The organism is Pedobacter hiemivivus, from assembly GCF_005144565.1.
Classification (GTDB): Bacteria; Bacteroidota; Bacteroidia; order Sphingobacteriales; family Sphingobacteriaceae; genus Pedobacter; species Pedobacter hiemivivus.
The window spans coordinates 139,260-150,911 of sequence record NZ_SWDX01000004.1 but is presented as its reverse complement, the minus strand read 5'-3'; the positions used below and the strand labels follow the sequence as shown (position 1 = coordinate 150,911).

Annotated in this window: 13 protein-coding genes; 4 read left to right on the top strand and 9 right to left on the bottom strand. The window is 38.1% G+C overall.

Features of this window, described 5'->3' with window-relative positions:
• Positions 1-16: 16 nt before the first annotated feature.
• The 4 genes from FBD94_RS10990 to FBD94_RS10975 form a co-directional block, all read right to left on the bottom strand.
• Positions 17-1,033: an asparaginase gene (locus FBD94_RS10990; protein WP_136880245.1), complete on the bottom strand. Its 1,017-nt coding sequence runs from the start codon at positions 1,031-1,033 to the stop codon at positions 17-19.
• 2 nt (positions 1,034-1,035) lie between these two features.
• Positions 1,036-1,803 carry a TatD family hydrolase gene (locus tag FBD94_RS10985; RefSeq protein ID WP_136880244.1) on the bottom strand — a complete coding sequence of 256 codons (768 nt, stop codon included), beginning with the start codon at positions 1,801-1,803 and terminating at the stop codon, positions 1,036-1,038.
• 112 nt (positions 1,804-1,915) lie between these two features.
• Positions 1,916-2,920, bottom strand: a complete 1,005-nt coding sequence (locus tag FBD94_RS10980; RefSeq protein ID WP_136880243.1) for an FKBP-type peptidyl-prolyl cis-trans isomerase — start codon at positions 2,918-2,920, stop codon at positions 1,916-1,918.
• Between the two features lie 65 nt (positions 2,921-2,985).
• Complete coding sequence (locus FBD94_RS10975; protein ID WP_131610039.1) at positions 2,986-3,996, bottom strand: DHH family phosphoesterase; 1,011 nt, start codon at positions 3,994-3,996, stop codon at positions 2,986-2,988.
• A 143-nt stretch (positions 3,997-4,139) separates the two neighbouring features.
• On the opposite strand from FBD94_RS10975, the gene FBD94_RS10970 reads away from it, so the two are divergent.
• The 3 genes from FBD94_RS10970 (at position 4,140) to FBD94_RS25940 (ending at position 5,620) form a co-directional block, all read left to right on the top strand.
• Complete coding sequence (locus FBD94_RS10970; protein WP_090777560.1) at positions 4,140-4,559, top strand: nucleoside-diphosphate kinase; 420 nt, start codon at positions 4,140-4,142, stop codon at positions 4,557-4,559.
• Positions 4,560-4,656: 97 nt separating this feature from the next.
• Entirely contained in the window at positions 4,657-5,388 is a 732-nt protein-coding gene (locus FBD94_RS10965) for an FKBP-type peptidyl-prolyl cis-trans isomerase (RefSeq protein ID WP_131610040.1), read from the top strand.
• 58 nt (positions 5,389-5,446) lie between these two features.
• Entirely contained in the window at positions 5,447-5,620 is a 174-nt protein-coding gene (locus tag FBD94_RS25940; RefSeq protein WP_165503626.1) for a hypothetical protein, read from the top strand.
• Between the two features lie 8 nt (positions 5,621-5,628).
• Here the strand turns inward: FBD94_RS25940 and FBD94_RS10960 are convergent, their stop codons facing one another.
• Together FBD94_RS10960 and recF are read right to left on the bottom strand one after the other, a co-directional pair.
• Positions 5,629-5,919: a DUF721 domain-containing protein gene (locus FBD94_RS10960; protein ID WP_090777565.1), complete on the bottom strand. Its 291-nt coding sequence runs from the start codon at positions 5,917-5,919 to the stop codon at positions 5,629-5,631.
• The gene (recF, locus tag FBD94_RS10955; RefSeq protein ID WP_136880510.1) at positions 5,912-7,015 is read right to left on the bottom strand and encodes a DNA replication/repair protein RecF; all 1,104 of its coding nucleotides are present in this window, start codon (positions 7,013-7,015) and stop codon (positions 5,912-5,914) included. Before recF ends, FBD94_RS10960 begins: the two co-directional genes overlap by 8 nt.
• A 204-nt stretch (positions 7,016-7,219) precedes the next feature.
• Between recF and FBD94_RS10950 the strand changes: the two genes are divergently transcribed.
• Entirely contained in the window at positions 7,220-7,891 is a 672-nt protein-coding gene (locus FBD94_RS10950; protein WP_131610041.1) for a tetratricopeptide repeat protein, read from the top strand.
• 419 nt (positions 7,892-8,310) lie between these two features.
• On the opposite strand, the gene FBD94_RS10945 is transcribed toward FBD94_RS10950, so the two are convergent.
• Genes FBD94_RS10945 through FBD94_RS10935 form a run of 3 tightly spaced genes read right to left on the bottom strand, consistent with a single transcriptional unit; the run spans position 8,311 to position 11,645 of the window.
• Positions 8,311-9,261, bottom strand: a complete 951-nt coding sequence (locus FBD94_RS10945) for a DUF4302 domain-containing protein (protein ID WP_136880242.1) — start codon at positions 9,259-9,261, stop codon at positions 8,311-8,313.
• 23 nt (positions 9,262-9,284) lie between these two features.
• Positions 9,285-10,157 (bottom strand): substrate import-associated zinc metallohydrolase lipoprotein, encoded by an 873-nt coding sequence (locus FBD94_RS10940; protein ID WP_136880241.1) that lies wholly within the window; start codon positions 10,155-10,157, stop codon positions 9,285-9,287.
• A gap of 30 nt (positions 10,158-10,187) precedes the next feature.
• Positions 10,188-11,645: a RagB/SusD family nutrient uptake outer membrane protein gene (locus FBD94_RS10935; RefSeq protein WP_136880240.1), complete on the bottom strand. Its 1,458-nt coding sequence runs from the start codon at positions 11,643-11,645 to the stop codon at positions 10,188-10,190.
• Between the last annotated feature and the right edge of the window lie 7 nt (positions 11,646-11,652).

The window sequence follows — 11,652 nt, the reverse complement described above, 5'->3', positions numbered from 1 at the left end:
ACGCAAAAGTTTTACTTTAAGCCGTTAATTCTCCGCGAAGCGATTGCTCCATCAATTTCACTACTTCTACATAACTGTGTCCTTGTGCCATCAGATACATGAGTTTAGTGATCGTAGCCTCGAAAGTCATATCATAACCACTTACCACACCCATTTCTTGTAGTTGCTTACTGGTTTCATATTTACCAAGCTCTACCGAACCGCGTTGACATTGAGAAATGTCGACTATGATTTTACCGTTTGCTATGGCCTCTTTCAAACAATTGATAAACCACTCAGCAGTAGTTGTATTTCCAGAGCCAAAGGTCTCTAAAACGATCGCATCTACGGGAGAATGCGTAATCGCCATTACCGCCTGTTGCGATATACCAGGATACATTTTCAATACCCCAATGTTCGAATTAAAATCCAACAATACCTGCAATTCCTTCTCAGGCGGAGGTAAGATATAATTGTTAAAGAAATTTAAATGAACCCCAGCTTCAGCAAGTATAGGGTAGTTTGGAGAGCGGAAAGCCTCAAACTTTTCTGAATTGTATTTAATAGAGCGATTGCCGCGGAACAGCTGTGAGTCGAAATAGATACAAACCTCCGGAACTTTAGCTCTACCATGCTCTTTCATTGCCGCAATTTCAAGTGCAGTAATCAGATTCTCTTTGGCATCGGTCCTGATCTGACCAATTGGAAGTTGCGAACCGGTAAGTATAACAGGCTTACTCAGGTTCTGCAACATAAAGCTCAACGCCGAAGCGGTATAAGCCATCGTGTCCGAACCATGCAGAATTACAAAACCATCAAACTCATCATATCTGGTAAAAATCAGCTTAGCCAACTCCGCCCAAATGTCAGGATGCATATTCGATGAGTCCATAATTGGATCAAAAGAATGAACTTCAAGCTCGTAGTTCAATCTTGCCAGTTCAGGTACATTTTGTTGGATCTGCTTAAAATTAAATGGAATTAGCGTGCCGGTTTCGGTATCATTTACCATACCAATAGTTCCGCCCGTATATATGATGAGTATTTTGGTCATTATTAGATTTTAAAGATGCTGATGGAATTTGCTGTAGTTACAGCGGCTATTTCTTCTACGCTGGTTTCATATATTTCTGCTAGTTTTTCGGCAACGTGCACCAGATAGCTGCTTTCATTGGGCTTACCTCTGTAAGGCACTGGTGCCAGATACGGCGAATCTGTTTCCAAAACCAGCTTTGCTAAAGGCACTTGTTTCAATACCTCATCTAAACCAGAGTTTTTATAGGTAACTACACCACCTATTCCCAAATAAAAACCAAGTTCAATAGCCTTATTGGCTTGCTCCAGGTTTCCGGTAAAGCAATGTAAAATTCCCCTTAGGTCTTTGCCCTTTTCTTCTTCCAGAATTCCGAAGATCTCATCAAAAGCTTCTCTGCAATGAATCACTATTGGGAGCTCCATATCTTTGGCCCACTTAATCTGCTCACGAAAAGCCGCCTGTTGAAAAGGGAGTGTACTTTTATCCCAGTGCAAATCTATACCAATCTCTCCGATGGCATAAATATCTCTGTCTACCATGCGCTCGCAAATTTCATCCAACACCTCTTCATAATTCTCCTTCACATCACAAGGATGTAATCCGGCCATTGCAAAACAGTTGTTAGGGTATTTCTTTACCAGGGCATCAATTTTTGCAATAGATGCAACATCAACGTTAGGCAAAAACAAGCGTTCGATTTGATTGTCAAAGCAACGCTGCATCAGCTGATCTAATTTCTCCTCATCTGTTTCGTAATACAGATGCGTATGGGTATCGGTTAAAAGCATTGGCGAAGTTAATAAAAACCATCGGAGCTTAACAAATAAAAAACCCGGTCTGCATATGCAGACCGGGTTCCTATTTCATCATTACCCAAATCAACGGGCAATACTATATTTTTTATTTTGTTGGAGCAGGAGTTACAGGAGTAACAGTTGCACCTGGTTCAGCAACTGGTGCTGCAGAAGGTTTTTTAATGTCACTTAATTCAACTTCAAATACAAGTGGAGAAAAAGGACTGATACCACCCTGAGGCATACCACCTTCGCCATAAGCAAGGCTTGAAGGGATGATTAAAGTGATTTTTCCACCTTTACCGATCAATTGCAAACCTTCATCAAATCCTGGAATTGCTCTTCCTAAAGTAATAGGACGAGGACCATATTGAGCCATTGCATTGTGTTTACCTGCTGCTTTAGCAACTTTCTCATCACTAGTATCGAAGACATTATCTTTACCGTCAGATTTTTTAGTTGTTAATTTACCAGTATAGTTAACCATCATTGTATCACCTAAAGCAGGTTTTACAGCATCACCAGGTTTGCTGATGATATATTGTAAACCAGAAGCAGTAGTTGTAGTTTTTAGGTTATTATCAGCAATATATTTTTTGATTTTACCAGCTTCAGCGCCTTTCTTTTTCTCGATGCTAGCTTTGTAATCTTGTTCAAAGAAATCTCTTGCTTGTTTTTGGAAGGTAGAATCAGCTTCGCCAGCTTTTTTAGCCAACACTTTTTCTACTTTTATAGTAAACACGATGTATTTATCTTTTGTTCCTGGAGGTTTTGGTTGACCAGAACGAGCAGCCATAGTATCTAAATCCAATTTAAACGTAGCGCTATCACCTTCTCCGAACAATGTTAATACATCGTTCATATCACCTGCATATACTTTTTTAGCAACAGGAAAAACCTGAGGTTGATCCATATCCCATGTATTGAACATCACAGAATCTTTCTCACTTTTTTGGATAAAGTTTAATTTAACGATATCACCTTCTTTAATTTTTGCGCCTCCAGCATCTTTATGAATGATGTACGACAGGCCTCCCGGACCTTTTTTGTAGTTGTTACAAGCAGCTAGCCCAAGTGTCGCTGCGAAAAGAATTACTAGACCTTTCTTCATGTGGTTTTTTAAATTATATTTTTTTTATATGTTTATTTTCTAAATTCTGTTCAATAACTCCATCATTATTGAAACAGTTGGTTTTTATATTCTGGCAAAAGCGCTTTAAAGTCTGTCACTGTATCTACTAAATTTTTATCAGAATACCCGCCAGCAGCATTTCTATGCCCACCACCGTTAAAGTATTTCTTACAAATCTCGTTCGCAGGAAAATCTCCTGTGGAGCGCAAAGATAATTTAACTTTATCAGTTCTTTCAATAATAAACGCGGCCAATTTAACACCATTAATTGACAATGCATAATTCACTATCCCTTCGGTATCTCCGGTTACAATATTATATTTTTTAAGCTCTTCTTTGGTAACAGATATGATCGCCGCATTGAACTCTTTAATCACTTCAAGCTTCTCACTTAAACAATAGCCTAGAAAACGTAAACGGTTTTCGGTAGCGTTATCGTATACCAATTGGTGAATTCTCCAGTGTTCGGCACCCAAATCAATCAAATCCGCAGCAATACGATAAACCGCAGCATTTGCAGATTCGAAACGGAAAGAACCCGAATCGGTCATGATTCCTGTATATAAACAGCTAGCAATGTCTTTATTCATCAGCGCTCCATCCTGCAACTCATTTACAATAAAATCATAAACCAATTGCGCCGCAGCACAAGCCCCTATATTCCAATGACGATAATCATCAAAATCTTCAGGATCCAGGTGATGATCAATCATCAGCTTATAAGCATCCGATGCCCTCACCAATTCGCCTAATTCGTTGATCCTGCCAAGCGCATTAAAATCAAGGCAGAAAATCATCGAAGCCTCCGCTACCAATTTCGCCGAACGCTCCTGCTCATCAGGATAAATAATAACTTCGGCGTTATTAGGCATCCAATGCAAAAAGTAAGGATAGTCACTAGGCGTGATTACATGAACATGATGCCCCTTCTGAATCAGATAAGCATATAAGCCCAAAGACGAACCCATTGCATCACCATCAGGCTTATGATGTGTAGTAATTACAATTTTCTGTGGCGTAGCCAGCAAAGATTTTATTTCTGAAATAGATAGCATAATTTTCGTTGCAAAGCTAATAATTTAATGATAATTGAAGCCTATAATATTTACGCCTTTTAGGGGCAAACTATTTTATCTAAGTTTCGAACTTTAATATTAACAGTATAAAACGTAATTTTGCAAAAAATCATATATATAAAATGAGTACAAACAGAACTTTTACCATGATTAAGCCTGATGCTGTTGCAAATGGCCATATTGGTGCGATCATTAACGACATCACTGCTGCAGGTTTTAAAATCATTGCATTAAAATACACTAAACTAACTCCAGAAACTGCTGGTGAGTTTTACGCAGTTCACAAAGAACGTCCTTTTTATGCTGACTTGGTAAGCTTCATGTCATCAGGACCAATCGTTGCTGCGATTCTTGAGAAAGACAATGCTATCGAAGATTTCAGAAAATTAATCGGTGCTACTAACCCAGCTGAGGCTGCTGAAGGTACTATCCGTCAGAAATATGCTAAATCAATTGATGCAAATGCTGTTCATGGTTCAGATTCTGACGAGAACGCTGCAATTGAAGGTGATTTCTTCTTTACTGCTGCTGAGCGTTTCTAAGAACCCTCTGTCGTATAGAAATTAAAATAAGCACCTCAAAAAAAGGTGCTTATTTTTTTATAAAGTTTGTACCTTTCCTCCACAACAAATAGAACTAATGAAGAAAACACTTATCACCCTTATGCTTCCGTTTTGCGCATTAGCGCTAAACGCTCAAACGAAAGCAAAAACTACTACAGTAAAGAAAACAACGACCACAGTAAAAAAAGCTCCGTCAGCAGTTGTATTTAAATCAACATTAGACTCGGCCAGTTATGCTTTTGGTAATACCATGGCCAGCAGCATGAAAAATGATGGTCTGAACAGCCTTAACTACGATTTGTTAATTAAAGGGTTGAAAGATGCTTTTGGTAATGCCACTCCCTTGATCCCTAAAGAACAATCTCAGGTTGCCATCAACAACTTATTCAAAAATGTAAGCAAACAAAAAAACGCCCCTATTATTGCAGAAGGTAAAGCATTTTTAGAAAAAAATAAAAAAGAAGCAGGTGTACAGGTAACGCCAAGCGGTATGCAGTACCAGGTAATCACCAGAGGTACCGGCATCAAACCTAAGGCTACAGATACAGTATTGGTTAACTACAGAGGGACTTTGCTTAATGGAAAACAGTTTGATAGCTCATACGACAGAAAAGAACCACTTTCATTACCATTAAACGGTGTAATTACAGGTTGGACAGAAGGTCTTCAACTGATGCAAACAGGTTCAAAATACAAATTCTTTATCCCTTACAACCTTGCTTATGGAGAACGTGGTGCTGGACAGGACATCCCACCATATAGCACGCTTATCTTTGAAATTGAGTTGCTTAAAGTAAACGGAAAATAGGCACATCAAACCTTTGGCATTCTCGTTTGTTAGTTTATTACATCAAATAATCAAGCCTATGACAACGAGAAGATATTTTCCCTTAGCAATTATCGCCTTCCTTACTACTACACTTATGAGTTGCGAGTTAGTAAAGGGCATTTTTAAGGCAGGTATTTGGACTGGTGCAATTGTAGTCATATTGGTACTTGCACTCATTATCTGGTTAATCGGCAGAATCTTTGGCGGATAAATCGATGTCTAAAGAAACACCATATCAGTAATCACTTCAGATCCGGCACGTTCATTTATTTTTTGAATGATGCCGGATTTTACCATTAGCAACTCATTCTTTATAACTGACGACTCAATTCTGATGAATAGTTTCCCTTGTGAAACATAAATCTTTGTAGTCCGATTGGCAATAGCAGTCCCCATCAATTCGGGCCACAAAGACACCACCGAAGTTTCATCAAACTTACCTTTCAACTTATAAACATTCAACAACTTGCCAATGCCTTCTTTCAGTGTAATATCGTTTGGTTTACGCATGATTTATTGCTCCATTAGTTACTTCAAATAAAGTTACCGGCACATCAATTTTATTAAATACTGCTGTCACTCTTTCCTTTCCTGTATCTGTAATAAAGATTTGTCCAAAATCATGATGAGATACCATCTCCATCAGTTTATGCATCCTGCTATCGTCCAGCTTATCAAAAATATCATCCAGCAACAGCAAAGGCTTAAATCCTTTATATTTCTGAAGGTAAGCATATTGTGCCAGCTTCAAGGCAATTAAAAAGGATTTCTGCTGCCCTTGTGAGCCAAACTTTTTCAAAGGCATATCGGATAGGGTAAAAATCAGATCGTCTTTATGGATACCAGTGGTTGTCCTTTCCAGAATTTTATCCTTTTCTATAGACTGTTGCAACAATTGTTCAAAAGGAGTATCATTTAGCTGACTCTGATATTGTAAACTTACCTGCTCCTTATCATTGGTTAAGAATTGGTAATACTTATCAAACAAAGGAATAAATTCGATCATAAACTGCTGACGTTTGGCATAAATCTTTGCACCAGAAGCAACCAGCTGCTCATTATAAATCTCCAGCAATGTCGGATCATAGCTTCTTGTGATGGCAATTTGCTTTAACAAGGCGTTCCGGTTTAACAGGTGACGGTTATACAAAATCAATTCGTCCAGGTAATGTGTATCCGTTTGCGAGATCACATTGTCCATAAACCGCCTGCGTTCCTCACTTCCCTCCATAATAATATTGGTATCGTAAGGCGAGATCATCACCAAAGGGAACAAACCAATGTGATTGGCCAGCTTATCGTATTCTTTTTTATTCCGCTTAAATTGTTTTTTCTGATTCCGTTTTACCCCGCAAGTAATCTTCTCATTCTTCTCTTCACGGTCAAAATCACCTTGAATCATAAAAAGGTCATGACCAGTTTTAATCTGCTGGGTATCGATAGGATTAAAATACCCTTTACATAGACACAGGTAATGGATGGCATCTAGTAAATTTGTCTTACCGGCCCCATTATCACCTACAAATGCATTTACAGTTTTAGAAAAACTAACATTTGCGTCCGTATAGTTTTTAAAATTAAGAAGAGTAATGTTTTTTAACCACATAGTATCAATAGCCAAAGTTACCGTTTAGCTTTGTCAATTCTATGATTTGTTTTTCCTCCAGGATACGCTATCCTAATATAAATATTAAGCTTTATCACGGTACTAATTAACGCTCAGTTCATTAATTTTGTTTAAATACTCAGAAAAGGGTTGATACTTTGATGTAAAAATGTATTTTTGCAATCCTTAATTTTTTTAAATAAAATGTCTACAACAGAAAAAGAAATAAATCAGCCGGTAAGAAAGGGCTCTTTTTTAGAAGAAAATTCGAAAAGCCTTTTATTCATTGCAGGTGCAATTGTAGTATTAATAGGCATATACTTCTGGTACCAGAATGTGTATCTTAAAAACAGGGCTGAAGAAGCATCAGCTAAAATGTACAAGGCAGAGCAATATATTGGTGCTGCAGATTCATTGGCCAACAAAGCTATAAACGGCGAAGGTGGTTATCCTGGTCTTGAAAAAATTGCAGAGGAGTATGACAATACAAAATCAGCAAACCTTGCTAACTTATACCTTGGTGGTATTTACTTACGTAAAGGTGAGTACAAAAAAGCTACTGAAGTATTGGGTAAATATTCTGAAACAGGAAGTCCAGTTGCAGATCCATTGGCTTTAGGTTTGTTAGGTGATGCTTATAGCGAGTTGAAAGACTTCAAACAAGCAGCTACTTATTACAAAAAAGCAGCTGATAAGGCAAGCAACAAATTCACTTCTCCAATGTTCCTTAAAAAACTAGGCTTAGTGTATGAAAACCTTAAAGAATTTAAAAATGCTGAAGAAGCATATACTAAAATAAAAACTCAGTATCCTGAGAGCCAGGAAGCAGCTATGATTGATGAGTACATTGCACGTGCAGCTGTACAAGTTAAATAAAGATTGCTTTTAAAATATTAAATAGCCCTGTAGACTTCATGTCTACAGGGCTATTTTTTTACTTCTACGCTAAGGAAATTTGCTTTCCTGATCCCTTGATTGGCACACTGATCAACTGGCCAGTGTACCCGATTCCCTTTTGGTCATAATACCAGCCCTGTAAGCACTGGGCCGTGAAGATGGGGATCTTACTAAAAAGACAAAAGTTTTTGCGTTAGACAGGTTATAATGCACCTTGTCGCAAATCTTACCGACGTCTTCCAGGTAGTGAAAAGCAAGTTAAAAAAGTGGTTATTCCCGTATCTATTCTCTTTCATAATGCCTTTTGTTAGATAAGGCAAAACCACACTAAAAGCCCAAACGCAAAAAAAGCATCCATTTTCATGGATGCTTTGTACAATTATAAAATATTTTAAACCTTAAATAATGCTAATCTTTCCGGTTATCACTTCCTTCCCCTCTTTATCAAGGGCAAAAATATCTATTGACCTGCCGTTTATTTTTCTGATCAAAAAATAATTGGTTTTAAACAATCTTTGATAGGCCGCTGGACCTGAACTGAAATATTCTGCAGGAGTAAATCTGGTCGTTACTTCCCAGAATATTGAATTATACCCTAAAAACGCCACTGGAAAATAGACTGAATAATCGAATTCTATCGGATCTAATTGTTTATTATTAATAACAGTAGGATAACTAGCCTTAAAAAAAGCTATATTTCCTGCTGGTTGATTAAAAAAAGCGATTGTACCCGGGGCAAAAACCTCACCTGAAGCATAAGTTAGCTCGAGTTTCAAATCAACATCAAAAAACTGCCTTTGCGTAATTAGCTTCGCTGTTTCTTGTTGCCAATCTTTAACCCAGGCAACATTCTCATTTCTGATCATTTTATAGACAACCCCGCCTTCACTTGCACTTCCGGTACCTTTACGATAAGTCTGAATTTCGATTACATCTTTGCTTACAGATAAAACCTTAAAGAAATAATCTGTAATATCCATGGTACCGAACTCATAAATATCAGATAAAATAGATCCGGTTGAAAAAGTCAGTAATGGCGCTCCAGTAGCCGCAGAAATATTAAAATAGCTGACCCTATCCTCATTCCCATAAATCGATTTGGTAGTTACTTTACTCGCTACAGTATCAAATTTTAAAACAAATGGTGCTGATGTTTTTACATTAACATCTAGAGTTTTAAGATATATGATCCAACCATCTTTTGAATTTTGTAATTGAGTTTTCAATTCTTTCTCTAACGCGTTAGAACGCTCGATAGACTTGCTGCCATCCAGCAACGCCTCCTTCTTACAGGCGCTCATCGTAAGGACAAAAACAGCCAGAAAAGTGATATGATATATTATTTTCATCTTGATAATATTTAAAATAAGTTTTACAATGGTAATGTACTCGCAACCTGATCCAAGATATCATGCATTTGATGCAGGTCAATCCCCTTATCAAGGTAAAATTTATAAACCATCTGGTATTTTGTAACCAATTTTGGATTTCTAGCTATAATGGTCTGTATTTGCGCCTTAGAATAGCGAATAAGAGACTCTACAGTCGTGGCAAAATCTTCCTCAGGAGCAAAACCGCCATATGGGGTAAAGAACCCGTCATTTTGCGCATCTGTATTACTCCTGGCTGTACCATCTGGCTTCCGTAAATAATTCAGCTGATAATAAGTCCCCTGGGATACTCTGTCGTAAGCATAACCCCTACCGAATTTCTGATCCAATTGGTGTGCATGTTCATGGTACAATGTATTCATGTGATCTCTTACTGAAGCTTTAGTGGCTGGCAACACATCCGCTCCCCCCATACCAAGTCTATAAAACTGGCCGTTCAATCCCGCACCCGCCGCTAATCCTGAACTGATAGAATTAAAATGCACGTAAGTACCGAGAATAAGAAATTCAACAGGTTTTTGGTCATTTAAAAACTTCGGAAAGTTCTTTTTCAAAGGCTCCAGCCAAAGTCTTTCTACAACATTTTTTGTATAAAATCTAGCTTTTTCATATTGCGCGGGTACATAAAAAGTAGTCGGATCTATAATCCTTGGATTAAATTCGTAAAATACCCTTACACCATAATTTTTAAACAGACTGTCCGTCAAGCTATCCAAACCGTTCCATTTGCCTTTTTTAATCGAAAGGTAATCAATGGGGTCATCGATGGCAATTGTCGTGTCTTTTTTGCAACCTGTAATAAATGCACTTGAAGCCAATACAACTACAAGTACAAATGCATATATCTTTTTCATGATCATATCATTTAACATTATTAATAAACCTTATCTTGGGTTTAACTGAATAGCCGGATTCCCTTGTTGCTCTTTTAAAGGAATCTGCAACGCGGTTCTCAAATCATTAGGCATTAAAGTGGCAGTTGGCGCTTCCCCTCTGCCAATCAGATGTTCAACCTTTATACCCAGACGCTTCACATCAAACCAACGCAATCCTTCTCCGATAAACTCTTTTCTGCGTTCCAGTAATACGGTCGTTAAAAGTGCCTCGTTGGTAAATAACGCAGGGTTCAGCGCAACATAATTGGTATACCTTGCTTTACGTAATACTTCAAGATCTTTCAACGCCTCAGTAACCGTACCACCTGTACTTCTTAGCACCGCTTCAGCACGATTGAGCAAAACCTCTTCCATAGAAAAATAAGAAGCCCTGAAAGCCGAGTTCGGATTGTTTGGTTGAGTTTCGTACTTAGCAACCATTACCCTTCTGTCAATAACCGTTCCTACTGGGTAGGTAAGCTTGTTCCTTAAATCGGTTACCGGCAACAATGTGGTTAAGAAATCTGCGACATAAAAACCCGACCTTGTAAACCCTGTAGGCGCAAGGAAGCCAAGGTTTCTTGAAGAGTAATAATTCATCAGTATATTCGGATGGGTAGTAGGATCCATATATTTCACTGTAAAAATCTGTATCCCGTTTGCTGTAATTACAGTAAGGTCAGTTGCAAGATCTCTAACAAAGCGGCCTTTTTCTAGAATCACTGCATCAGCGTATCTGATTGCTTCTGCCCAGTTACCTTTGTACAACATTACCCGGCTCATAAAAGCATTAGCGCTGACCATGTTAAAATGATAAGGGTTTTTAGGCGCAAAAACAGCTCCCTGTTGAAGCAAAGCAATACCTTCGGCAGCATCCTTTTCAATTTGTGCATAAGTTTCCTTTACCGTAGCACGGGTGTAACTTTTTACATTTTCTTCATTTACAGTCGTTACAATCGGAATACCCAGGTCTGTACCTGCAGTAGCTTCATTATAATGCTTAGAAAAAAGGTTAACCAGCATGAACTGGCAATAAGCTCTTAAAACAAGCGCTTCGCCTTTAACCGCCGCCTTAAATTCTGCACTTCCCCGTGTAGAACCATCCACTCCATTGATCACAATATTGCTGCGGTAGATCTTCGCAAAAAATTCGCGGTAAGCCAGATCCGGGTTCGTATAGGTATTATCAGGATATTCGTCTTTGTATAAATAAATCGGCAGAAAATAACTGGTCATAGAAGCCTGAGCCAGATTGGCGTGGTACTCAAAATCATCAGTTAAAATATCGGTAAACATCTCCTGCCTTTCAGGATACGCATCAACCAGAATCTGCTGATAATGCTCTGTAAATTGCAGGTCTATCCTGTTATCGTAAGGTTTTTCGGTAAACTTTTTACAGCCTGTAAAACACAATGCAAGCACGGTTAATAATGAGGCTATAATATTTTTGGAATTGAATAGTTTCATCTTATTA

Coding starts and splice junctions, on each gene's coding strand:
- FBD94_RS10985 (WP_136880244.1), bottom strand. CDS start 1,803: ATGCTTTTAACCGATACCCATACGCATCTGTATTACGAAACAGATGAG.
- FBD94_RS10935 (WP_136880240.1), bottom strand. CDS start 11,645: ATGAAACTATTCAATTCCAAAAATATTATAGCCTCATTATTAACCGTG.
- FBD94_RS25940 (WP_165503626.1), top strand. CDS start 5,447: ATGACAACGAGAAGATATTTTCCCTTAGCAATTATCGCCTTCCTTACT.
- FBD94_RS10940 (WP_136880241.1), bottom strand. CDS start 10,157: ATGAAAAAGATATATGCATTTGTACTTGTAGTTGTATTGGCTTCAAGT.
- FBD94_RS10980 (WP_136880243.1), bottom strand. CDS start 2,920: ATGAAGAAAGGTCTAGTAATTCTTTTCGCAGCGACACTTGGGCTAGCT.
- FBD94_RS10970 (WP_090777560.1), top strand. CDS start 4,140: ATGAGTACAAACAGAACTTTTACCATGATTAAGCCTGATGCTGTTGCA.
- recF (WP_136880510.1), bottom strand. CDS start 7,015: ATGTGGTTAAAAAACATTACTCTTCTTAATTTTAAAAACTATACGGAC.
- FBD94_RS10945 (WP_136880242.1), bottom strand. CDS start 9,261: ATGAAAATAATATATCATATCACTTTTCTGGCTGTTTTTGTCCTTACG.
- FBD94_RS10960 (WP_090777565.1), bottom strand. CDS start 5,919: ATGCGTAAACCAAACGATATTACACTGAAAGAAGGCATTGGCAAGTTG.
- FBD94_RS10965 (WP_131610040.1), top strand. CDS start 4,657: ATGAAGAAAACACTTATCACCCTTATGCTTCCGTTTTGCGCATTAGCG.
- FBD94_RS10990 (WP_136880245.1), bottom strand. CDS start 1,033: ATGACCAAAATACTCATCATATATACGGGCGGAACTATTGGTATGGTA.
- FBD94_RS10950 (WP_131610041.1), top strand. CDS start 7,220: ATGTCTACAACAGAAAAAGAAATAAATCAGCCGGTAAGAAAGGGCTCT.
- FBD94_RS10975 (WP_131610039.1), bottom strand. CDS start 3,996: ATGCTATCTATTTCAGAAATAAAATCTTTGCTGGCTACGCCACAGAAA.